Consider the following 22,598-nt stretch of genomic DNA (forward strand, 5'->3'; position numbering starts at 1 on the left):
CCTGTGTCGTCGATCTGTCAGGGATTCGGACCCCGTGGCGCGCCGGATGGGTTCAGGAACGCACAGGTTTCCTCGGGCGCCGCAGGAACTGCGGCGCCCACCAGTTCCATCGCCCCAGCAGGTGCATGAATGCCGGCAGCATCACCATCCGCACCAGGGTGGCGTCGACCAGCACCGCCAGGACGAGCCCGACGCCGAACATCCGCATGAAGGACACCTGCGCGGCGATCAGTCCGGCGAACGAGATGGACATGATCAGTGCCGCGGCGGTGACCACCCGCCCGGTGTGCGCGAGCCCCAGGGTGATGCTGCGGTCCTGGTCGGGTTGCTCCAGCCAGAACTCCCGGATACGGGCCAACAGGAACACCTCGTAGTCCATCGACAGCCCGAAGGCGATGCAGAACAACAACACCGGGATGGTGGCCACCAGGGTGCCGGTCGGTGTGGTCCCGAACGCCCCGAGGTGGCCGTCCTGGAAGATCCACACCAGTGCACCGAACGCGGCGGACAGCGACAACGTGTTGAGCACCAGCGCCTTCAGCGGCAGCACGACGCTGGCGGTCAGGGCGAAGAGCACCACGAAGATCACCGCCGCCATGAGCCCGAGCACCACCGGCAACCGCGCGGCGATCGCCTGCACACCGTCGCTGTTCACCGCGGCGGCGCCGGTGATCTCCACAGCGCGCCCGCCCGGACCGGGCAGTGCCCGCAGACTGTGCAGCTGCGTCTCGGACGCCTCGGTGAACAGGGCGGCCGCACCGGTGACCGTCAGGTAGGCGCTGCCGGAACGCATCTCGGTGCCACCGGCCGGGGGTCCGGTCATGCGACCCGCGACGAATGTCCCGGTCGGACCGGATACCGCCAGCACACTTTCGATCCGAGATGCCGCCGCGGAGTACCCGTCCCAGTCTGCCGGGCTCAGGCCCTGCGCGTCGGGCACCACGACGATGCTCTCGGTCCCGGAGCGGCCCGGGAATTGCGCGCGCAGCACGTCACCGACCTGGTGGGCCGACGCGGAGCGGGGCAGCGCCCGGTCGTCGGGGTTGCCCCACCGGGCGTCCAGGAACGGTGCGCCCACCAGCGCCAGTAGCAGGAATCCGCCCACCCCGAGGACCAGCGCGTGGCGGATGACGAACGCGGTACTGCGATACCAGAATCCCTGTCGCACTCCGGGTTGATGCCGACCGGGCCGGATGGTCAGGCGCTCGCCGAACACCACGATGCCGGTCGGCGTGAGGACCAGCGCGGCAAGCGCGCACAAGGACACCGTCGCCACCCCGGCATAGGCGAAGGACCGCAGGAACGGGATCGGAAACAGCACCAGGGTGGCCATCGACAGGGTGACGATGAATGCCGAGAACACGATGGTGCGACCGGCCGTGCGCATCGTGGCGCGGACGGCCCGATCGCGGTCGGCACCGTCGGCGCGTTCATCGCGGTACCGGCTCAGGATCAGCAGGGTGTAGTCGACGGCGAGCGCGAAACCCAGTGCCGTCGCGAGACTCAACGCGAATATCGACACGTCGGTCCACAACGTGATGCCCCGCAGTACCGCCAGTGTCCCGGCGATCGCGGCCGCCGCGACGATCAACGGCAGGGTGGCGGCGAGCAGCCCACCGAACACCCACACCAGGACCAGCAGGCTCAGCGGCACGGCGATCGACTCCATGATCAGCACGTCCCGCAACGTCTGGTCGGTGATCTGGGCGAACACCATCGCCGATCCGCCCGCCTGCACTTGCACCCCGGGGAACTGCGGGAGAATCTCGGCGCCGATGGCCGCGACGAGGTCCGCGCCGTATCCGGGCGCTCGGCTCTCCCCGCCACGCAGGTCGGCGATGACCAGACCGGAGCCGTCCGCCCCGTCCAGTGCACGGGCGATCTGCGGTGGTGAGGTCCACGGCGAGAGCACGCCGATGACGTTGGGGCTGCGTTCGAGCAGGCCCACCATCTGGCGTCCGGCGGCCTCCACGGCCTCGGCTGGCCGGCCGTCGGCGCGGCCGACCACCAGCACCAGCTGGACCTCGCTCTTGCCGAACACCTCGGTCAGGGTCCGGTTGGCCCGCGCCGATTCGGCTGCCGGATCCTGGAACCCCCCGGCGGTCAGATGCGAGGCCACGGGGACGCCGAGGATCGCCGAGGTGACCGCCGCGAACGCCACGAGGGCGGCGACTCGCCTGGGTGCCCGCAGCGCCCACGTCGCGATCCTGTCCAGCATCATCGGGTGCGGACCTGCTTGCTCACCACGGTCTGGTTGAAGTGCCACTGCTGCTGCACCCGAAATCCGGGCGTCCCCGGGCGGGCCTCGGCGGCGGTGACGACCCACACGACCGCACAGTCCGCGAGCGGCCGCCGGTCCACCGGAAGCCGCGAACCGAACAGCGAATTCCGTTGCCGGGCAGATTCATCCGTTCCGATATCGACCAGCCCGTCACGGTGGATCAACCGGGCGCCCTCGACGCCGTCGGCCGGCGACCCGCTGTCCCCGCCGACAACGGACAGGCACTCGCCCGGGGCAGAGTGCGCGGCCAGCACGCCGGCGATCTGGCTGTAATCGGAGCCGTACTTGGCGTACGGGCCCCGCTGGGCGAGATAGTTGGGTGCCGCCGCCACGGCCAGCAGTGCCAGGATGACGCCGATCCGGCGGCCGTTCTGCCCGACCACGACGACGCCGAGACCGATCAGCAGTGCTACCGCGGGCGTGCTGAAGGCAAGATAGTGCGGTTGGTAGAGCGGCCGGACGAGGGCCGAGAACCCGACCAACAGCGCGGTCGGCGCGACGATCCAGGTCACCGACACGGCAACCAACGACCTTGCGCCGGAAGGGATCACCGCGGTCCCGCGGCGCCACTTCCGCCCGGCTACCACTGCCAGGACGACGACCAGGCTGATCAGCGGCACGACGCGCAGCCAGGCCCGGACGGCCACCGCCAGCTGCTCGGCGGTGAACTGCCGTTGGCCGGGTCCGACGACCCGCAGGCTGTCCGAGTACACCGACGGGAAGTACTGCTCGGCGAAGATCTGCCCGGCGGTCGCCGGGCCCACCGGCCAGATCCAGCTGACCTGCCCCTGCTGGCCGGCGAGGATCAACACCACCGCCACCATGGCCGGCGCCGCCAGCGCGACGGCGGCGGTCCACGCGACGCGGGCCCGGCGCCCCGGGGTTGCGAGGATCACCAGGACCGCGTGCGGCAGCACGATCAGCAGCACCATCACGTTCACGGCCACCGCGATGGCGAGCGCCGACCCGTATGCGGCCCAGAGCCCGACGGACCCGCGCCGGATGGCGATGACCAGCAGCACGGTCAACCACACCGCACATGCCATGGTCAGCGCGTACGGCCGCGCCTCGATACCGGCCCAGGTGGTGCGCGGCAACAACGCGAACACCGCCGCCGAAGCAAGACTCACCGACCGCGTCGACAACTGCCGACCCAACACCACCACGCCGGCCGCCGCCACTCCCACCAGCAGCGCGCTGGGCAGCCGCAGCCACAGCTCGCCGGGCGGCGTCAGCGCCGACCAGCCGTGCAACAGCAGGTAATACAGGCCGTGCACGGCATCGACGCTGTGCAACAGCGCCCACAACTCCGGGAGCGGACGATCGGTTGCCGAGACCGTGGCGGCCTCGTCCATCCAGAGCGACGGGCGACCGGCGCCGGCGCCGCTGACGAGGAAGGCGAACAGGCCGAGCAGCAATGCGTCGGCGCGGCCGCCCACCTGCGCCGCCCCCGGGCGCGCCGGGGGTCGGTCAGCGGCGGCCAGGTCCGGCATTCGCGGCGGCACGGGCCATCGATTCGATGCGCCGCAACGCCACCGCGAGAACCGGCAGATACGCCGGAGCCCACAGTGGGGCGCTCATCCACACCCGACTGCCGTTCCCGTGCGGCTGCACCCCGTGCCGGGTGGCGGGTACCCCGGCGACATCCCAGCCCCAGCTCCGGCCGGGCTCGAACTCGGTGATCACGAACGGCAGCGGGATCCCGACCGGCGTCAACACCCGGCCGGTCGCCCCCAGCAGCAGCGCGCTGCCGTCCAGTTCGGCTCGCGACACGGTCGGGCCCCACCGCGGCCAAGCGTCCAGATCAGCCAGGATCTGCCACACCACGTCCGGGGCGGCGCCGACGTCGCGGTGCACCTTCCACATCGGCGCCGGGTACCCGCGCCGGGATCATCCGAACCCCGCCGTCAGGTCACCACCGCGACCGCGAAACCGTCCCAGCCCTTGGCGCCGACGGTCTGGATGGCCGCGGTGTCCAGGCGGGGATGCTCACCCATCATCGCCAGGGTGTCGCGCACCGCCGCGGCCTGCAGATCGTCGGGGGCGGGATCGAGCACCCGGCCGTTGCGGGTGATGTTGTCGACGACGATGAGGGCCCCCGGGGCGGCCAGCCCGACCGCGGCCTCGACGTAGGACGGGTTGTTCTCTTTGTCGGCGTCGATGAAGAACATGTCGAACGGGCCGTCCAGCGCCGCCAGGGTGTCCAGCGCGGCACCCACGATCACCTCGACCCGGTCCCCGACACCGGCCCGCGCCAGATTCGCCCGGGCCACCTCGGCATGACGGGGCTCGTACTCTAATGTGACCACCTGCCCGTCCGGGCCGACGGCACGGGCCAGGCAGATGGTGGAATAGCCTGCCAGCGTGCCGATTTCGAGCACCCGCCGGGAACCGGAGATGCGGGCGAGCAGGCCGAGCAGATGACCGTGCTGCGCGGACACCTCGATGGGAGGCATCCCGGCCGGTCCGGTCGATTCGCGCGCCGCACGCAGCGCGTCATCCTCGGTGTGCAGCAACTCGTCGAACAGTCTGTCCACCGCTGCAGGCTCGGTCATCCGGCCACCCCTTCTTTCGAATAGATCACCCGTAGGACGTGCCCGACCTCGGGTCCCATCACCCAGCCTGCCAGTTCGGTCATGGTCGCGACGAACTGCGGACCGTGCGGTGCGCCGCCGGCGCTGAGGTGGTGGGCGATCTCGTGCAGGACGACGAGTTCCCGCAGTGCCCAGGTGGTGTGCCGGTCCGGCACCGCGATGGTGGCCGGGTCACCGGGTTCGTAATGCGCCGCGGTCAACCCGCGCCGGGGCCGCACCGCGGGAACCCGCGCCCCGGGCCACCGGTCGCGGACCGCCGGCATCGCCAGGACATCCTCGACGTAACGGCGGACCGACTCCACCGAACCGAACCGGGCCTCCGGCGGCAGGGTCAGGGCGGTACCGAAGAAGTCCATGGCCCCGGTGCCGTGCTGGGCGGCCCGGTCGAACAGGGTGCGCACGAATTCCTCTGCGGCGTACACCTTTGCGCGCTGGGTATCGCGCACTAGCGTTCCAATCGTGCCCGGGGCCCGGACAGCTCCTGGCTCGGGCCCAGCCGGGCACTGCGGCCCGCCCGGTCCCCCGCTCGCCGCGCCGCCGAGGAATAGCCCGCCGACGCACTGGTCGCACGCCAGGTACCGCGCGCCGCGGAGGCCTGCCGGTAGAACGACTTCAGCTCCAGGTCCTTGTTACGCAACGCAAGTGCGGTGCCCGGGGCCCGCTCGGTGTCCTCGGTGGCCGTCCGGCGTGCCTCGTCCCGGGCTTCGGTGAGGCGCTGGCCGACCCGGGCGCCGAAAGCCAGGTGGAAGTTCAGCCGGGCGGTGATCGTCGGGGTGGGGCGATGTGCGCCCGAGCCGATGTAGGCATCCGACGCCCGCACCATCTGCACCAGCAGACCAGCGTAAAGCGCGTGGCTGGCGTCGATGTCCTCGGCGAATCCGTAGGCGTAGACGAAGGTCGAGTTGGACGCCACATCGCATTTCACGTCGTTGGCCATGGCGATCACCACGAACAACTGCACATAGGTACGCAACCCCCGGGTGCCGGGCTCACCGATGGTGATGGTGCGCTGCACCGGGACCTGCGCGGCGGTGCGCTGCGCGGAGTGCGCGCGGGCCACCGCCAGATCGATCGACGTCGCGGTGGCCAGTCGTTGCGCCGCGGCCATGAACGCCTCGGCCTCGTGCGTGTTGTCGGTGCCTTCGGCCTGGCGCAGCAGCGCCGCGATCCGGCCCAGCATCTTGTCGTTGCTCATGACCCCACGCTAAGAAGTCGCGCCGACAGGATCCCGCGCAGCGACTCCCCGGTGACGGCGGTTGTGCACATATCCGGTTTCATCCCCAGACCGACGACTTCACTTGGTGACGAACGTGTCCAGGGCGGCGGTCAGCTGGGCGGACAACGGACCGGGTTTCGCGTAGTTGGCCACGTTGTCGGTGGGGTCGTCACGCAGAACGTGATTGACGCCCTTGAGGTCCAGCACCGTCAGCGCGGTGTGCTTGAGCGCGGCGGTCAGCGGACGCACCGCCGCGCAGTTGGCCTGGCCGTCGGAGTCCGAGCAGGTCACCAGGACCGGAGTGCCGGTGGGCACCTTCGCCGCGAGCGCGATCGGGTCGATGGCGTCGGCTTCGACGACCGCTTTCACATTGCCCGCGTTCAGGATCGCGCCGAGACCGTCGGGCAGCTCCCGCGGGGCGGTGCCGCGGGTGCGGGCCTCCTCGACCGCGGCCGCCCAGGCGTCCTGGACGGTCTTGCCCTGCTCCGGGGTCTTGGCCCCGGCCTCGACGGCCGCCTCCACGTCCACCCGCACCCGCACGGTGATGATGTCCAGGTAGCGGCCGGGCAGCGGCTGGAACAGACCGAGCGAATGGATTCTCGGGGCGTCTGGCTCGATGTCGTCGGCCAGCGTCATGGCGTGGATGGTGCCCTCGCCGAGCGCGTAGACGGAGATCCGCGAGTCGTCGGTCCCCGGCCGGCCGGCCAGGTAACGCACCGCGGCGCGGGCCCCGGCGGTGTAGGCGGCACTGCCCACGGCGGCCGGATTCTGGGCGTGCGGCCCGAGCCCGGTCTTGCCGGTGCCCACCTTGTCGTAGCGCAGCGAGGCGATCCCCTTGTCGGACAGGTACTCCGCGAGTTGGCGCATGTTGCCGACCGGTCCGGCGACCGCATTGTCACCGTTGCGGTCGGTCTGCCCGCTCTCCGAGATCAGCAGGGCCGCAGGCCCGGCGTCATCGCCTTGATGGCGGTAGGTGCCGTGCAGGGTGAGACCGGCTGAGTCGGTGAAGGAGACCTCCTCCTCGACCCAGCCCTGCTGTTGCCCGGCCCGGTCTTCCCCGGACGAGCACCCGACCACCAGCATGGTGACCATCATCAATGAACCCAGTTGGCGGACAATGCGTTTCACAGGTGCGTCTCGATCCATGAGGTCACATCGTCGAGCACCACGGCGCGTTCGGGTTCGTTGAACACCTCGTGATAGAGCTGCGGGTACACCTTGAGCGCGACATCGGCGGACCCCGCGCACTCGACCAGCCGCCGGCTGCCCGCGACCGGGATCAGTTTGTCCTGTTCACCGTGCACGACCAGCAGCGGCGCGGTCAGCGCCGAGGCCCGCTGCGGCATGGTCTCGCCGATCCCGATCAGCGCCTTGGCCACCCCGGCGGGCAGCTTGCCGTGGTGCACCAGCGGGTCGGCCTCGTAGGCGGCCACCACCTGCGGGTCCCGGGAGACGGCGGAGGCGGGCAGGTCCTGCACCGGCAGGCCGGGCGCCAGGCTGCCGACCACCTTGGCCACCACGGTCAGCACCGGCGACACCGCGTCCTGGGCGTACACCGCGGGGCCGGACAGCACCATGGCCGCATAGTCGTCGGGATGCTCGACGCCGTAGGCGAACACCACCCCGCCGCCCATGCTGTGGCCGAGCACGACCCGCTTCAGTTCCGGGTGCGCGGCGGTGGCCAATCCGACCAGGTGATGGAAATCCTGGGTGTATTCGGAGATGTCGCGCAGATAGACCCGCTTACCCCCGGAGCGTCCGTGGCCGCGCAGATCCAGCGCATAGGTGATGAGACCGGCCTCGCCGAACCGCTGGGCGACGTGATCGTAGCGGCGGGCATGTTCGGCATAGCCGTGGCAGATCAGCACGACACCGGCGATCTCCGCCGGTGCCGACCCCCCAGTCGCTTCGCCCCCGCCCGCCGAGGGCGTCCACACGTCATAGAAGATCGGGACACCGCCGACACCGTCGAAACTGCGCTCACTGCGGGTAATCGCCACCGGGAGAGCCTATCGGCTGCGTCTGACGGACCCCACTTGTCGGGGGCGGTGAGTAAGCTGCCCAACGTGAGCGTCCTCACAGAAACAGATGGCCGGTTCGACTCCAAAGACGCCTTCCTCGCCGATGCCCAGCGGTACCGGCGGGAGTTACAGGCGCACTGCTACCGGATGACGGGTTCGGTGCACGACGCCGAGGACCTGGTCCAGGAAACGTTCCTACGCGCCTGGAAGTCCTACGACCGGTTCGAGGGCAAATCCTCGGTACGCACCTGGCTGTACCGGATCGCCACCAACACCTGCCTGACCGCGCTGGAAGGCAAGCAGCGGCGCCCGCTACCGTCGGGGCTCGGCACCCAGAGTTCGGACCCCTACACCGAGATTCACGAGCGTCACGAGATCCCGTGGCTGGAGCCGCTGCCAGACGCCGAGGACCCCTCGGATCCACAGGCCGTGGTGGGGACCCGCGAGTCGGTGCGGCTGGCGTTCGTCGCGGCGCTGCAATATCTCTCGCCACGGCAACGCGCGGTGCTGGTGTTGCGGGACGTGCTGCAGTGGCGGGCCGCGGAGGTGGCCGCCGCGGTCGGCTCGTCGACGGCGGCGGTCAACAGCCTGCTGCAGCGCGCCCGGGCACAACTCGACGCGGTCGGCCCCAGCGCGGATCAGCCGCTGACCACCCCGGAGTCCCCGGAGGCGCAGGAGCTGCTGGCCCGCTACATCTCGGCGTTCGAGGCCTACGACATCGACGCGTTGGAGAAACTGTTCACCGACGACGCCATCTGGGAGATGCCCCCTTTCGACAGTTGGTATGTCGGGCCGGCAGCCATCGGCGCCTTGTCCCGCGACAAATGCCCGGCCGAACGGCCCGGCGATATGCGATTGCTGTCGACCAGCGCGAACGGGCAGTCCGCGGCGGCGATGTACCTCCGCAACCCGGAGAACGGGGTGCATGAAGCGTTCCAGTTGCACGTCATGGACGTGACCGGGGCCGGCATCACCCATGTGGTGGCGTTCATGGATCCCCGGTTGTTCGAGAAGTTCGGGTTACCCGACCGGCTCTGACCGATGGGCGCGCTCCAGCGCGGCGATGTCGAACTTGCCGAAGGTGGCCATCACCGCGCTCATCAGCCGGGCGTTGGCCTCTTCGTCGCCGTCGGCCAGTAGGTCGTAGTACGCCGTCGGGGTGAGCTGCCAGGACAGTCCGTACTTGTCCTTGAGCCATCCGCAGGGTTGTTCCTCCCCACCCTCGACGAGTGCGGCCCACAGTTGATCCAGCTGTTCCTGGCCATCGACCCGGACCTCCAGGGAGACCGCCTCGGTGAAGTGGAAATGCGGGCCACCGTTGATACCGACGAACGGCTGCCCGTCGAGCTCGAACTCGACGACCACCGGTACGTCCTGCGGGGACGGCGAACCGGGGTACGCGGGGGTGGTGCCGAGGATCCTGCCATTGCCCCCGAAAGCGGCGATGTAGTGCTCGGCGGCTTGCTCCGCTTCTCGGTCGAACCACAGGTTGGGCACGATGCGGGCGTTGATCTGGGCCATCATGGGCCACCTTTCGGGTCGGTTCTTCGGCGTGCTGAGAAATAGACCCGCGCCACGGCCCGGACTCATCGCGAAGAACCTCCGGACGACGAAATGAAGCCGATAAACATGCAGTTCACACGCTGGATATCCAACGATTTGAAACGTGTTCTATTATCGGCTTCCATGAAGACCAAAGGTGCCCTGCTCTGGGAACTCAACTCACCGTTCAAGGTCGACGAGATCGACCTGGGCGACCCGGTGGCCGACGAGGTGCAGATCCGGATGCACGCCGCCGGTATGTGCCACTCCGACTACCACATCACCACCGGCGCGACCCCGATCGGACTGCCCGCCCTGGGCGGCCACGAGGGCGCCGGGGTCATCACGAAGGTCGGCAAGAACGTCACCGGCCTGGCCGAGGGCGATCACGTCATCCTGGCCTTCATCCCGGCCTGCGGTGAGTGTCCGCCATGCCTGAAGGGTTTCCGCTCGCTGTGCGACCGTGGCGCGGTCCTGCTCGGTGGTAAGGCCATCGCCGACGGCACCAGCCGCATCCATGCCGGCAGCCACGAGGTGTCGCCGATGAACCTGCTCGGCACCTTCGCCCCCTACATGACGGTGCACAAGGACTCGGTCGTCAAGATCGACGAGGACATCCCGTTCGAGACCGCGGCCATCATGGGTTGCGCGGTTCCCACCGGTTTCGGTTCGGCCACCAACGTGGCCGAGGTCAAGCCCGGCGAGACGGTCATCATCGTGGGCGTCGGCGGGATCGGGATGAGCGCGCTGCAGGGTGCGGTCATTTCCGGGGCCAAACAGGTCATCGCGATCGACCCGAACGAGTGGAAGCGCGATCAGGCGATCAAGTTCGGTGCCACGCACGTCTACCCGTCCATGGCCGAGGCCATCGCGCCGGTCATCGATGTGACGCACGGACTGATGGCGGACAAGGTGATCATCGCCGTCGGCGAGATGAAGGGCGAGTACATCGAAGAGGCGATGATCCTCACCGCCAAGACCGGCACCTGCGTGGTGACCGGTATGGGCTCGATGATGGACGCCGACGTCAAGCTGAATCTGTTCCTGTTCACCATGCTGCAGAAGACGTTGAAGGGCAACATCTTCGGCGGCGGCAGCTCGCATGTGGAGACGCCGCGACTGGCCGCGCTCTACAAGTCCGGCCTGCTGAACATCGACGACATGATCACCCGCAGCTACCGCCTGGAGGACATCAACTCCGGTTACCAGGACATGCTGGACGGCAACAACATCCGTGGCGTCATCCGGTACGACGAGGCCGACTGGTAGGAACTCCACACAGAAGAATCGCCCAATTCCGCATGGAATTGGGCGATTCTGCTTCGGAGTCAGGCCGCGTTCTGGCCGGCGCTGCCGGCGCTGCCGGCGCTGCCGCCCGCATCGGACTGGGTGCCCGAGCCGCTGTCCCCCGAATCATTGGCGGCCGTCTTCGGCGCCTTGTCGGCGGGCGCCTTGGCGGCCCGGAGTTCGGCGGCCGACTTCGCGGCCTCCCGGACTCGTTTCGGCGTCTTCGGCAACCGCTTGACCTCGGGCTCGACAGCCTCGACCGGTTCCTCGACCACCGCTTCCGCGGGCTGCTCGATGGGCTCCTCGGCCACGACACGGTTCGCCGACGGGTCGGCAGCTCCCGTATCACCGGCCGCGTTTGCCGTTTCGTCCGCGGTGACCTGCACGTCGGCCAGGACCTCGTCGGCGGCACCGGTCAACCCGGACAGCACGTCGCCGATATTGCCGTTGAGCAGGTCGCCCACCGACGAAAGCGCATTCGGCGCGGTGTTGTTGTCGGTCGTCATCGCCTTCTGGAATCCACCGGCCAACTGGCGCAGCACATTCGGCAACACCTGGCCCCAGTCCACATTCGGCATGGTTCCGAACTGCACCCGGGTCGCCGCGGAATCGAGCGTGCGCTCGTATGCGCCGGTTTCGGGATTGAAGAACGCATCGGAGTAGCCGAGATTCACCAGGCTGGTCAGGGCCGGGGACAGCGCATTGGCCAGTCCGTTCACCACATTCGCCACCGGCGCCAGGCCGGCCAGCCGTAGGACGTCGCCCACCAGGTACAGCGGCTCGAGCATCGGCAGGGAATTGGCCCGGACGGTCAGGTAGATGTTGGTGTCCGCCGCATTCTGGTCGGCGAGGCTGCCGATCAGTTCTTCCAGCTCGGAGGTCAGCTGCCCGGCCGCACCGGTGACATCCAGGCCCCGCAGCATGTAGGTCGGGAGCAGACCGGCCACCAGGTTGTTCACCAACGTGGCCGGGTTCGCCCAAGCGGCGAAGTCGGACATCAGCTGATATTCGACAGTGGCATCGATCTTGACCGGCACCAGATTCGCCCCACCCAGGGACAGCCCGGTATCGCCGATCGGCGTGCCACCACTGCTGGTGATGGCGACATCCGGTGTCACGGCGTCGATTCCCAGCATCGCGAACAGGCTGGCGAACCGGGCCATGATGCCGCCGTTGGCGCGTCCCGCATTGTTGAGCAGGATCGCGGGCAGGATCGTCAGGCTGCCCAGCAACGGGTTACCCCCGACGTAGTCCACGCCGCCGGGCTGAGATGACAGCTGCGCCAGCACATCCCGGTACGCCGCGCCCGCCGAGAACGCACCCATGCCGGTGCCGATGACGATCGGGATGCGCACCGAGGCGATCTCCTGGTCCGGGATGGCGTCGATGGCACCGTTGACGGCCTCGTTGAGGGCATCGCCGATGCTGCCGGTGCCGCTTTCCACCAGACCGTCCACCAGCTCGGAGACGTTGCCCTGCAACTGACCGCTCAGGTCGTCGGCGAGATCGGCGAGGAGCGGTTGCACCACGCCGAAGAGCAGATTCCCGGCCGGGACGTTCACACCCAGCACCCGGAAGTTCAAGCCGCTGAGCGCGCTGCGGATGCTGTCGGTCAGGTCGGCCTCGACCGTATCGGTCGCGTTGGCGACGATCTGCGCGACGACGTTGTTCAGGGCAGGCGTCAGGACGGTACCCAGATCGGCGGCCAGCGATCCGTCGGCCAACGCATCGGCCAGCGCCGCAGCGAGATTGGCCTTCAACGTTGAGGTGCCCAGATCCAGATAACCCGTGCTGTTGACCGACTCGGCGATCGCGGACTGGGTGCCCGGGACCCAGCCCAGGTCGACCCCGGCGAGCAGCCGCGCCATGGTGAACAGCGGACCGGCCGTCGTCATGGTCAGCGCACCGCTGTCGGCCAGGGTGCTCAGATTCAGGCCCACCAGCTCCAACAGGTTGCCGAGCTGGAAGTTGCCCTGGGCATCGGCCAGGTCGGCGGCGCTGAACAACGTGGTCAGCAGATCGGGCAGCACCCCGGTGATCTCGGCGGTCAGCTCGTCGGCGGTCGGCAGGATGTCGGTCAGGTTGTTCACGATGCTGCCCGCCACGGAGCCGGCGACCCCGTTGGCGATGTTGGTGACCCCGGCCGAGCCGACGACGTCGACCAGTCGGATGGTGACAGCGGGCAGGAAGCTGACCGGCTTCACCGAGACACTCACCGCGCGGAGTTGGGCGTCGACCGCCCCGGCGATCGCCGCCCGCAACTCCGCCTCCAGGGCGACGGCATTCTCACCCGTGGTCGCGGACGCCAGGAAGTCGGTCAACGCGGCGCTGATCGCCTCGGTGACCGCGGTGTTCAGATCCGAACCGGCAGTGTTCAACCCGAGGGTGCCCAGCAGGGTGGCCACGTTGATGGTGTTGCCGTTGGCGTTGAGCAGATCGGTCAGCATGCTGGCCGGCACCTTGGCCAGCAGCGTGTCCAGGGTGACGGTCGGCTGTGCACCGAATGTGTTGACCAGCGCGGGCAGCAAGGTGTTGACCACGTTCTGCGCCTGCCGATACGGCGTGCTCGCGGCGGTGAGGTCGACGGCGCGCTGGCTGAGCTGCTGCTCCTGGGCGAGCAACGCCGGTGGCGTCGGGACCGGCGCCGATATCGTCAGCGCCGCGGTGGTGATCGTTGCCGTCGTCAAGCCCAGCAACGATTTGCGTACCGTCTGGCTATCTTTCCTGCGATGCTTGCTCACCACGTGATCTCCGACCTCATCGTCCGAACTATTGGCAGTGGCGGTGACTATACAGCCGACTTGCAGCGTTCTTCGAGCAAATCAACAGGAGAAACGTGCCCAGAAGCCGATGGCTTCGCTGAGCGGACATACCGCACCTCGGCGACCTGAGCCCACCGACGCGGATCCGCAATTTGCACATAGGGCAAATTCGATCGCTAACTCGTCACAACCTCACGGAGCTCGCCAGTTCGGACCTGACGGGTGGCGGACAGCACGAAGCCCCCTCGCCCGGGAGCGGGCGGAGGGGGCTTCGCGGGTTGGTGCGTACGGGCTACTTGGGTGGCATCCGGATGCCACCGTCGACGCGGACGACCTCGGCGTTCATGTAGGAGTTGGTGAGCAGCTCGATGACCATCGAGGCCAGTTCCTCCGGCTTGCCCAGACGGTGCGGAAACAGCACCGACTCGCCCAGCTTGGCCTTGAAGGCCTCGGAGGCCTCGCCTTCCCCGTAGATCGGGGTGTCGATCAGGCCGGGCGCCACGGTGTTGACGCGGATGCCCGCGGCCGACAGATCGCGGGCGACCGGCAGGGTCAGGCCCACGACGCCGCCCTTGGACGACGAGTAGGCGGCCTGGCCGATCTGGCCGTCGAAGGCCGCGACGCTGGTCAGGTTGACGATCGCACCGCGTTCACCGGTCTCGGTGAACTCGTTGCGGCTCATCGCGGTCGCCGCCAGCCGGATGCAGTCGAAGGTGCCGACCAGGTTGATGGCGAGCACCTTCTTGTAGGCGTCCAGGTTGTGCGCCGAGTCGAACTCGCCGTCCTTGCCGATGGTCCGCTGGGCCCAGCCGATACCGGCCGAGTTGACCAGCGCCCGCAGTGGGCCCAGATCGGCGGCGGTGTTGACGGCGTCCAGGATCTGGTCGGTGTTGGTGACGTCGACGGTGACGAAGACGCCGCCGATCTCCTTGGCGAGGGCCTCACCGCGTTCGGCGTTGAGGTCGGCGACGACGACCCGGGCACCCCGGTCCGCCAGAAGACGTGCGGAGGCGGCGCCGATTCCCGACGCGCCACCGGTGACGATTGCGCTAGCTCCATTGATATCCACGTCGACAGACTAAGCCCTTTCCGGCCGCCACCCGACCGGTGGGTTGGCGCCTCGTCACCGGGTGGACCAGAAGTTCCTGACCACGCGCACCACGGCCACCACGAAGATCGCGATGAACGTCAACGTCACCACGCTGGCGACCTCGAACCACGGGCTCTGCAGCCGGCTCAGCACGACCGCCGCGGACGGCAGGAACAGCCAGCCCAGCAGGAAGATCCCCACGGCGCCCCGATTGCTCGGACGCGGCACGATCTCATCGTCCGGATCCTCGTACTCGCCGTAGTCCCAGTGCTCGTCGTACTCCTCGGGGACATCGTCGGGGTAGGGCTGGCCCATAGCTGCCAGCCTAGGTAGTTCAGCGGGCGACGGGCCAGTCCCACACCGACAGGTCACCGCGCGGGTATCCCATGCAGACGGCGGTCGCCTTGGCCACCACACCCTTGTTGTTGAAGAAGATCTTCGCCCAGTTGCCCCACCGGGTGGCCATCTGCTCGTAGTAGATGTTGGTGGCGGTGTCCTCGGAGTACTGGCGCCGGCCCGCCGCATCCAGCGAGTAGAACCAGTGGATGCGGTCCTGCGCGGCCCGCTGCACGTCGAGCGGGCGGTTGCTCTTGTCGAGCATGTAGCGCTCGAAGTAGATCGGGCTGGTGTCGCGGACGGCGGCGAGGTATTGCTCGGCGTCGCACTGGGTTTGGATCTGCTTGCTGGGGATCGGGTACTCGTCGGTGGCGTCGGCAAAGGCCTGCGGCGATGCGAGCAGGCCCGCGGCAGCGGCCGCGGAGGTGACCAGCAGCAGGGCACGCATCATCCACCGGAAGGTGTACCCGTTCATTTCACATCTCCCGACATGGCGGTGAGCGCCCCGATGTGTTCGGGACAGTAGCGGGGAATGCCGGCGCCCAGGAACTGCCAGACCTGCTCGGTGCTCGTCGTGCGGGCCAGGTTGCGCGACAGGAACACCGCGGAGGCCGCCGCGTCCGCATCGACTCCGGTGGTCAGCCGCTTACAGGTGATCTTGACCAGCCAGGCGTTGAAATCCCGCTGCCCGTAGATCCCGAACCCGTGCAGTTCACGCGCGAAGTCGGTGTCCCGGTCGGCGACCGCGGTGGCGGTCCCGATCGGCAGCAGCATCGCCGTCGCCGCTGCTGCGGCGATCACGAGTCGTCTCATGACAGCACCTCTTCCGGACTGCGCTGCAGCGGTTTCGGCCACGGCCTGGGCACCGGTCGCGGACGCACATGGAGCGGCCACCAGAACCAGCGGCCCATCATGGCTGCGATCGACGGCGTCATCAGCGAGCGCACGATCAGGGTGTCGAACAGCAGACCCAAGCCGATGGTGGAGCCCACCTGGCCGATCACGATCATGTCGCTGACGAGCATGCCGATCATGGTGAACGCGAACACGAATCCTGCTGCGGTGACCACCGATCCGGTTCCGGCCATGGACCGGATGATCCCGGTGTTGATGCCGGCGTGCACCTCTTCCTTCATCCGCGACACCAACAGCAGGTTGTAATCCGCGCCGACGGCGAGCAACACGATCACCGACATCGGCAGCACCATCCAGCCCAGCGGGATGCCGATGATGTGCTGCCACACCAGCACCGAGAGACCGAATGCGGATCCCAGACTGAGCACGACGGTGCCGACGATGACGGCGGCCGCCGCGATGGCCCGGGTCAGGATCACCATGATCAGGAAGATCAGGATCAGCGAAGCGACCGCGGCGATCAGGAGGTCGTAGTCCGCGCCCTGCTGCATGTCCTTGTACATCGCGGCACTACCACCGACGAAGATCGTCGAGCCCTCCAGCGGGGTCCCCTTGATCGCGTCGGCCACGGCGACGCGCATCGGATCGATGCGCTTGGTACCGTCCTCAGTCAGCGGGTCGCCCTGGTGGAAGACCGTGAACCGCACCGCTTTTCCGTCCGGCGACATCATCAGCTTCATACCGCGCTGGAAGTCGGCGGTCTCGAAGGCCTCCGGCGGCAGGTAGAACGTGTCGTCGTTGCGGGCGGCGTCGAAGGCCTCCCCCATCGCGGTGTTGTCCTCCAGGTTCGCCATGTTCTGGTCCTGCTGCATCTTCTGCGCCTGATACTGGTTCAGCAACATCTGCTTCTGGTTCTTCAGCGTCTGGATCTGCGCCGGCAACACCGCAGCCATCTGCGGTGTGAGCACAGCCATCTGCTGCAGATCGGGGACCAGCTCGGTGAAATCGTCACTCATGGTGCTGATGCCGTCGAGGCTGTCGAACACCGAGCGCATCGACCAGCACATCGGGATGTTGAAGCAGTGCGGTTCCCAGTAGAAGTAGTTGCGCAGCGGCCGGAACTGATCGTCGAAGTCCGCCAGGTGATCACGCACGTCGTTGAGATTGTCCGAGGTGTCGGACATCTTGTCCGCCATCCGCCGGGTCACCTCGGCGAGTTGCAACGTGACGCTGTGCATGGTTTCCATCGAGTCGATGCTCACCTGCAGGTCGTTGGCCTGCTGCAGCGTGTTGTCCAACACCGTCTGCTGGAAGTCGTTGTTCATGATCTGGCCGGAACCGCTCTGGCCCACCGTGTAGGCCAGTGTGGAGTGCTTGATCGGCTTTCCGTCGGGGCGCGTGATCGTGGTGACCGAGGCGATCCCGTTCACCTTGACCAGCGCCTTGGCGATCTTGTCGATCACCAGGAAGTCCGCCGGGTTGCGCAGATCGTGATCGGCCTCGACCATCACCAGGTCGGGGTTCATCTTGGCGTCCGAGAAGTGCCGGTCCGCCGCGGCGTAACCGACGTTGGCGGGCACCTCGCTGGGCAGATAGATGCGGTCGTTGTAGTTGGTGTGATAGCCGGGCAGGGTCAGCAGGCCCACCAGGCACAGCACCATCGCTCCGACCAGGATCGCGCCGGGCCAGCGAACGGTCGCCGCACCGAGCCGGCGCCAGCCGCGGGCCCGTCCGCTGCCCTTGGGCTCCAACGTCTTTCCGAACCGGGTCACGATCGAGATCAGCGCCGGACCCATCGTCAGGGCGGCGGCCACCACGATCGTCATGCCGACCGCGAGCGGGAAGCCCATGCTCTGGAAATACGGCAGCCGGGTGAAGTGCAGGCACAACGTCGCTCCGGCGATCGTCATACCCGAGGCGAGCACCACATGCGCGGTGCCGTGGAACATGTCGTAGTAGGCGTCTTCCCGGTCCAGACCGGTCCGTCGCGCCTCCTGATATCGGCCGATCAGGAATATCGCGTAGTCGGTGGCGGCCGCGATGGCCAGCGTCACCACCATGCTGGTCGCGAAGGTCGTCAGTCCGAACACCTCGTAGAAGCCGAGGAACGACACGATTCCCCGGGCCGACAGCAGGCCGACGAAGACCATCGCCATGATCACCACTGTCGTGACGAACGACCGGTAGATGATCAGCAGCATCACGATGATGATGCCGATCGTCACGCCCTCAATGGTTTTCATGCTGGCGTCGCCGACGATGTTCTGATCGGTGGTCAGTGCCGCGGGACCGGTGACGTAGGCCGCGACGCCGGGGGGCGCCTGCGTGCTTTCGACGATGTCGCGCACCGTCTGCACCGATTCGTTGGCCAGTGCCTCGCCCTGATCGCCGGCGATGTACACCTGCACATAGGCGGCCTTGCCGTCGATGCTCTGGGCGCCGGCGGCGGTCAGGGTGTCACCCCAGAAGTCCTGCACGTGCTGCACATGTGCGGTGTCGGCGTTGAGCTTTCGCACGATCTCGTCGTAGAAGGTGTGCGCGTCGGCGCCGAGCTGCTCATCGCCTTCGAGCACGATCATCACCGAACTGCTGGTGTCGTACTCCTGAAACTTCTCGCCGACGTGCTTGGTCGCGATCAACGCGGGCGCGTCGTTCGGACTCATCGAGACGGCCCGCATCTTGCCGACCTCTTCGAGCTGCGGCACGACGGTGTTCAGGATCGCGACGATGGCGATCCAGATGAGCACGATCGGCACCGCGAAGGCCCGGATGAAGCGCGGCAACGCCGGCCGTTTGGTGTGTCGGGCGGGCTGCAGAGGGCCGGTGGGCGCGTCTTCCACGGAGACGCTCATGCTGCCTTCACCAGGCAGTAGGTGGCGGCGTTCATACCCTCGGCCGTCCTTTCGTCTTTGACCTCGCCATCGACGGTGACGCGGCAGCTGATGGATTGACCGTCGCCCTGGGCCATGATGTTCGGCATCACCGACGGCAGCGTCGTCTCCAGGGTCAGCGACCAGGGCAGACTCACTTCGCCGGTGCGCTGCGGCTTACCGTCGAGGTCGGCGTAGTTGATGGTCGCCGACGAGCCGGTACCGAAAACCTCATAGGTGACGACCTTGGGGTTGAAGTTGTCCGCGGTATCCGCGTCCACCGGCGTCACGATGGCTCCGTCCGATCCGAAGACCGCACGCAGCTGGGACACGGTCAGCACGCCGATCGCGATCGCAGCGACGATCAGGACGGGCAGCCAGACCCGTTTGACGACAGCGAGCACCGGGGGGCCTTTCGGTAGGGGAACACCGCGAGCCACCTCTCGGCAGGCGATCTGTACAGGAATTTAAACCTACAAGTGGATAGAGTCAATCCGGTTAGTCCGGATAGGTAAGGCACATCACTAAACTGGCTTCCGTGATTGACAAACCCTGCCGCGGCCTGCGCAAGGACGCTGCGCGCAACCGGCAGCGCGTGCTCACCGCCGCACGCGAGTTGTTCGCCGTCAAGGGCATGGAGGCCACCCTCAACGATGTGGCCCACCACGCGGGTGTCGGCGTCGGGACGGTCTACCGACGCTTCGCCAGCAAGGACGAACTGGTCGAGGCCATCTTCGAAGAAGGAATCGACGAGGTGGTCTGCCTGGCCGAAACCGCTCTGCAACAAGAGAATTCATGGGACGGATTCGTCTGGTTCATCGAACGTCAATGCGAACTGACGGCCACCGACCGGGGACTGCGCGAGATGGTCTACAGCAAGGCCTACGGCGGCAAACGGGTCGAGCGGGCACGCGAACAACTGGTCCCGCTGTTGACGAAGCTGGTCGACCGGGCCCGCCGGGACGGCTATCTCCGGGAGGACATCGAGCAGACCGACACCCCGATCATCGGCCTACTGGCCGGCACGGTCAGCGAATGGGCCGGGCACGTCGACCCGCAGTTGTGGCGCCGCTACGTCGCGCTCCTCCTGGAGGGCATGCGTAGACGTCCGGACCAGCAGCCGTTGGGCGTCGATGCGCTGAAGCCCGACGGGATGCAGGCCGCCATGCACGGCTGGGATCCGGCCGGCTGAGGAACTACTGCGCGAGCCGGGCCGCCACCCGGGTCACCCACTGCCCTATCGCGCGGGATTCCGCCGGGGTCATTCCGTCGAACACCACCGTCCGCACCAGTTCGGCGTGCGCGGGAGCGGCGGCCGCCAGTGCACTACGCCCGGACGCGGTCAACTCGACGATGGCCGCCCGCCGGTCGTCGTCGGCATCGCGACGCTCCACCAGCTCCCGGTCGCGCATGCGGCGCAACTGGTGCGAGACCCGACTCTGCTCCCAGCCGAGATGCCGGCCGAGATCGTTCACCCGGCAGCCCGGCGACTCATCGAGCGCCACCAGCACGTCGTAGTCGGCCAGCGACAGTCCATGGTCCCGCTGCAGCTGCCGATTCATGGCCGTCTGCAGCCGTCCCGTCATCGTCAGGTACCCGCGCCACACCGCCTGCTCCTGCGCATTCAGCCACACGGAATACATGACACATCATTTAAGTTGTGCTGTCCATCGGCCCCACCTAGGCTGGGCCCTGAAATCGAGGAGCACGATGACCCGAACAGCATCCGTGGACATCCGGCCCGCGGCCGACCGCGCGGCAACCAGGATCTCCTGGCTCGACTCCAAGCACTCGTTCTCGTTCGGCGACCATTACGATCCGGCCAACACCCACCACGGCCTGCTGCTGGTGAACAACGACGACCGGGTCGCCCCCGGCACCGGATTCGACACCCACCCGCACCGCGACATGGAGATCGTGACCTGGGTTCTGCAGGGGTCGCTGGTGCACCAGGACTCCACCGGGAACAACGGCGTCATCTATCCCGGCCTGGCCCAACGCATGTCGGCCGGGCGCGGCATCCTGCATTCGGAGAAGAATGACTCCTGGACTCTGACCGGCTCCGAAAGCCACAGCGAGCCCGTGCATTTCGTCCAGATGTGGGTGGTCCCCGACGAGTCCGGGCGCGACCCGGGCTACCAGCAGCTCGAGATCGACGACGAGTTGCTCCGCGGTGGGCTGGTCACCATCGCTTCCGGGATGCCCGAGCACCGCGACACCTCGGCGATCGCCATCGGCAATCGGTACGCCGCATTGCACGGTGCCCGTCTACAGCCGGGCGAGTCGGTGCAGCTGCCGCAGGCGCCCTACCTCCATCTGTTCGTGCCCCGCGGTGCGGTGAACCTCGAGGGCGCCGGCGAACTGCGACAGGGCGATGCTGCCCGGCTGACGGCCACCGGCGGGCAGCGGGTCACCGCCACCGAACCGGCGGAGATCCTGTTGTGGGAGATGCATGCCGGCCTGGGCGGATAGCCTCCGGGTGATCGGCGGCCTGGCCGGTGCCGCCTTGTTGGCGGCCTGTTCGACCGAGCCTCCGGCGCCCGGTCCTGCCCCGACCCGGGAGTCCAGCACGCCTGTCCCGGCGTCGACGGCCCTGGCCGAGGTCGTGGTCGGGGTGCCCGACGGTATGGACCAGGCCCCGTTCGACCGGCCCCGGCGCGCACTCATACCGCGCGGTTGGACGTTGGCGGTGTGGGCCAGGACTTCGAAACCGCGGCTGGCGGTGTGGGCCCCGGACGGGCAGCTGCTCGTATCGATTCCCAGTACCGGACACGTCCTGTCGATGCAGGGCGGCCGCTCATCTGTGCTGCTGGACGGACTCACCCAGCCGCACGGGTTGAGCTTCTCCGGCGATGAGCTCTTCGTGGCCGAGAGTGATCGGGTCGACGCGTACACCTACCGCGACGGCGCCGTCGGCGACCGCCGCACCATCGCTGACGGGTTACCCGACGCCCGCAGTCCCGACCTGCGCGGCGCGTACTCCCACGCGCTGAAGAGTGTGACGGTCGGCCCGGACGGCGCGGTCTACTTCTCCATCGGATCGACCGGCAACATCTCGGCCGAGGACCGCGACGCCGACCCGCCGCGGGCCACCGTCATGCGGGTCCCCGCGGCCGGGGGTGCCATGAAAGCCTTCGCGACGGGGGTACGCAACGGAACCGGGCTGGCCGTCGCGCCGGACGGTTCGGTGTGGACGGCGGTGAACAATCGCGACAACGTCGCCGACCCGGACACCGGGCAGGTGCGTCCCGACTATGTCGACGACCACCCGCCCGAGTCGGTGGCCCGGCTGACCGAGGGGCGCGAACTGGGGTGGCCCTACTGCAATCCCGATGGCGGACCGGCAGATCTGGAGCTGATCCGCGACGTGCAGACCAACCCCGACGGGCAGGCGATGGACTGCGCGGCGCTACCGCGCATAGAACAGAGCCTCGCGGCGCACTCCGCACCGCTGGGCATGAGCTTCACCGTCGGGCAACTGCCCGCACCGTATGACAGCGGCGCACTGATGGGAGTGCACGGGTCCTGGAACCGACAGAATCCGCAGGCCCCCGAGGTGTCGTTCTTCGACTGGCGCGACGGCACTCTCGGGGACCAGCAGACCCTGGTCGGGGGTTTTCAGACCCCGGACGGAAACCGCTGGGGCAGGCCGGTGGCCGCAGTCAGCGGTCCCGACGGCGCGGTGTACATCACCGACGATTACGCCGATGCGGTGTACCGGCTCGCGCCGCCGGACTGACCCGC

22 protein-coding genes are annotated in these 22,598 nt (G+C 68.0%); 5 read left to right on the forward strand and 17 right to left on the reverse strand.

Annotation, left to right across the window (positions count from 1 at the left end; genetic code table 11):
* Nucleotides 1-52: 52 nt before the first annotated feature.
* From V4U86_RS27510 to V4U86_RS27545, 8 genes are all read right to left on the reverse strand, one after another.
* Nucleotides 53-2,218: an MMPL family transporter gene (locus V4U86_RS27510; RefSeq protein WP_395312238.1), complete on the reverse strand. Its 2,166-nt coding sequence runs from the start codon at nucleotides 2,216-2,218 to the stop codon at nucleotides 53-55.
* Nucleotides 2,218-3,786, reverse strand: coding sequence for a glycosyltransferase family 39 protein (locus V4U86_RS27515; RefSeq protein ID WP_395308996.1), 1,569 nt, complete (start codon nucleotides 3,784-3,786; stop codon nucleotides 2,218-2,220). Before V4U86_RS27515 ends, V4U86_RS27510 begins: the two co-directional genes overlap by 1 nt.
* Nucleotides 3,752-4,147: an SRPBCC family protein gene (locus V4U86_RS27520; protein WP_395308997.1), complete on the reverse strand. Its 396-nt coding sequence runs from the start codon at nucleotides 4,145-4,147 to the stop codon at nucleotides 3,752-3,754. Before V4U86_RS27520 ends, V4U86_RS27515 begins: the two co-directional genes overlap by 35 nt.
* Nucleotides 4,148-4,188: 41 nt before the next feature.
* Complete coding sequence (locus V4U86_RS27525) at nucleotides 4,189-4,836, reverse strand: O-methyltransferase (RefSeq protein WP_395308998.1); 648 nt, start codon at nucleotides 4,834-4,836, stop codon at nucleotides 4,189-4,191.
* Nucleotides 4,833-5,321, reverse strand: a complete 489-nt coding sequence (locus tag V4U86_RS27530; RefSeq protein WP_395308999.1) for a TIGR04338 family metallohydrolase — start codon at nucleotides 5,319-5,321, stop codon at nucleotides 4,833-4,835. The genes V4U86_RS27525 and V4U86_RS27530 overlap by 4 nt, the downstream gene beginning before the upstream one ends.
* A complete protein-coding gene (locus V4U86_RS27535; protein WP_395309000.1) occupies nucleotides 5,321-6,070 on the reverse strand; it encodes a DUF2786 domain-containing protein in 750 nt (249 codons plus the stop codon). Before V4U86_RS27535 ends, V4U86_RS27530 begins: the two co-directional genes overlap by 1 nt.
* Before the next feature lie 99 nt (nucleotides 6,071-6,169).
* Nucleotides 6,170-7,219 (reverse strand): hypothetical protein, encoded by a 1,050-nt coding sequence (locus V4U86_RS27540; RefSeq protein ID WP_395309001.1) that lies wholly within the window; start codon nucleotides 7,217-7,219, stop codon nucleotides 6,170-6,172.
* Complete coding sequence (locus V4U86_RS27545) at nucleotides 7,216-8,091, reverse strand: alpha/beta hydrolase (protein WP_395309002.1); 876 nt, start codon at nucleotides 8,089-8,091, stop codon at nucleotides 7,216-7,218. The genes V4U86_RS27540 and V4U86_RS27545 overlap by 4 nt, the downstream gene beginning before the upstream one ends.
* Before the next feature lie 66 nt (nucleotides 8,092-8,157).
* Between V4U86_RS27545 and V4U86_RS27550 the strand changes: the two genes are divergently transcribed.
* On the forward strand, nucleotides 8,158-9,150 hold the full coding sequence (locus tag V4U86_RS27550; protein WP_395309003.1) for a sigma-70 family RNA polymerase sigma factor: 993 nt from the start codon (nucleotides 8,158-8,160) through the stop codon (nucleotides 9,148-9,150).
* Here the strand turns inward: V4U86_RS27550 and V4U86_RS27555 are convergent.
* Nucleotides 9,133-9,636, reverse strand: coding sequence for a VOC family protein (locus tag V4U86_RS27555; protein ID WP_395309004.1), 504 nt, complete (start codon nucleotides 9,634-9,636; stop codon nucleotides 9,133-9,135). The two genes, V4U86_RS27550 and V4U86_RS27555, sit on opposite strands and share 18 nt — an antisense overlap.
* Nucleotides 9,637-9,798: 162 nt before the next feature.
* Between V4U86_RS27555 and V4U86_RS27560 the strand changes: the two genes are divergently transcribed.
* Entirely contained in the window at nucleotides 9,799-10,923 is a 1,125-nt protein-coding gene (locus V4U86_RS27560) for an NDMA-dependent alcohol dehydrogenase (RefSeq protein ID WP_395309005.1), read from the forward strand.
* Between the two features lie 59 nt (nucleotides 10,924-10,982).
* Here the strand turns inward: V4U86_RS27560 and V4U86_RS27565 are convergent, their stop codons facing one another.
* The 7 genes from V4U86_RS27565 to V4U86_RS27595 form a co-directional block, all read right to left on the reverse strand.
* Nucleotides 10,983-13,628 (reverse strand): hypothetical protein, encoded by a 2,646-nt coding sequence (locus tag V4U86_RS27565; RefSeq protein ID WP_395309006.1) that lies wholly within the window; start codon nucleotides 13,626-13,628, stop codon nucleotides 10,983-10,985.
* A 367-nt stretch (nucleotides 13,629-13,995) separates the two neighbouring features.
* Nucleotides 13,996-14,772 (reverse strand): SDR family NAD(P)-dependent oxidoreductase, encoded by a 777-nt coding sequence (locus V4U86_RS27570; protein WP_395309007.1) that lies wholly within the window; start codon nucleotides 14,770-14,772, stop codon nucleotides 13,996-13,998.
* 54 nt (nucleotides 14,773-14,826) lie between these two features.
* Entirely contained in the window at nucleotides 14,827-15,108 is a 282-nt protein-coding gene (locus tag V4U86_RS27575) for a hypothetical protein (RefSeq protein WP_395309008.1), read from the reverse strand.
* 19 nt (nucleotides 15,109-15,127) lie between these two features.
* Nucleotides 15,128-15,604 carry a DUF5078 domain-containing protein gene (locus tag V4U86_RS27580; protein WP_395309009.1) on the reverse strand — a complete coding sequence of 159 codons (477 nt, stop codon included), beginning with the start codon at nucleotides 15,602-15,604 and terminating at the stop codon, nucleotides 15,128-15,130.
* Nucleotides 15,601-15,942 carry a DUF732 domain-containing protein gene (locus tag V4U86_RS27585; RefSeq protein WP_395309010.1) on the reverse strand — a complete coding sequence of 114 codons (342 nt, stop codon included), beginning with the start codon at nucleotides 15,940-15,942 and terminating at the stop codon, nucleotides 15,601-15,603. Before V4U86_RS27585 ends, V4U86_RS27580 begins: the two co-directional genes overlap by 4 nt.
* Nucleotides 15,939-18,836, reverse strand: coding sequence for an RND family transporter (locus V4U86_RS27590; RefSeq protein ID WP_395309011.1), 2,898 nt, complete (start codon nucleotides 18,834-18,836; stop codon nucleotides 15,939-15,941). The genes V4U86_RS27585 and V4U86_RS27590 overlap by 4 nt, the downstream gene beginning before the upstream one ends.
* Nucleotides 18,833-19,258: an MmpS family transport accessory protein gene (locus V4U86_RS27595; RefSeq protein WP_395309012.1), complete on the reverse strand. Its 426-nt coding sequence runs from the start codon at nucleotides 19,256-19,258 to the stop codon at nucleotides 18,833-18,835. Before V4U86_RS27595 ends, V4U86_RS27590 begins: the two co-directional genes overlap by 4 nt.
* 134 nt (nucleotides 19,259-19,392) lie before the next feature.
* Here V4U86_RS27595 and V4U86_RS27600 point away from each other — a divergent pair, with 134 nt between their 5' ends.
* Nucleotides 19,393-20,046 (forward strand): TetR/AcrR family transcriptional regulator, encoded by a 654-nt coding sequence (locus V4U86_RS27600; RefSeq protein WP_395309013.1) that lies wholly within the window; start codon nucleotides 19,393-19,395, stop codon nucleotides 20,044-20,046.
* 4 nt (nucleotides 20,047-20,050) lie between these two features.
* Here V4U86_RS27600 and V4U86_RS27605 read toward each other — a convergent pair whose 3' ends face one another.
* A complete protein-coding gene (locus V4U86_RS27605) occupies nucleotides 20,051-20,497 on the reverse strand; it encodes a MarR family winged helix-turn-helix transcriptional regulator (protein ID WP_395309014.1) in 447 nt (148 codons plus the stop codon).
* Between the two features lie 67 nt (nucleotides 20,498-20,564).
* Here V4U86_RS27605 and V4U86_RS27610 point away from each other — a divergent pair, with 67 nt between their 5' ends.
* Together V4U86_RS27610 and V4U86_RS27615 are read left to right on the forward strand one after the other, a co-directional pair.
* On the forward strand, nucleotides 20,565-21,326 hold the full coding sequence (locus V4U86_RS27610) for a pirin family protein (RefSeq protein ID WP_395309015.1): 762 nt from the start codon (nucleotides 20,565-20,567) through the stop codon (nucleotides 21,324-21,326).
* Nucleotides 21,307-22,593, forward strand: a complete 1,287-nt coding sequence (locus V4U86_RS27615; RefSeq protein ID WP_395309016.1) for a PQQ-dependent sugar dehydrogenase — start codon at nucleotides 21,307-21,309, stop codon at nucleotides 22,591-22,593. Before V4U86_RS27610 ends, V4U86_RS27615 begins: the two co-directional genes overlap by 20 nt.
* The last annotated feature ends 5 nt before the right edge of the window (nucleotides 22,594-22,598 follow it).

The sequence above is a fragment of the Mycobacterium sp. AMU20-3851 genome (genome assembly GCF_043974665.1).
Classification (GTDB): domain Bacteria; phylum Actinomycetota; class Actinomycetes; order Mycobacteriales; family Mycobacteriaceae; genus Mycobacterium.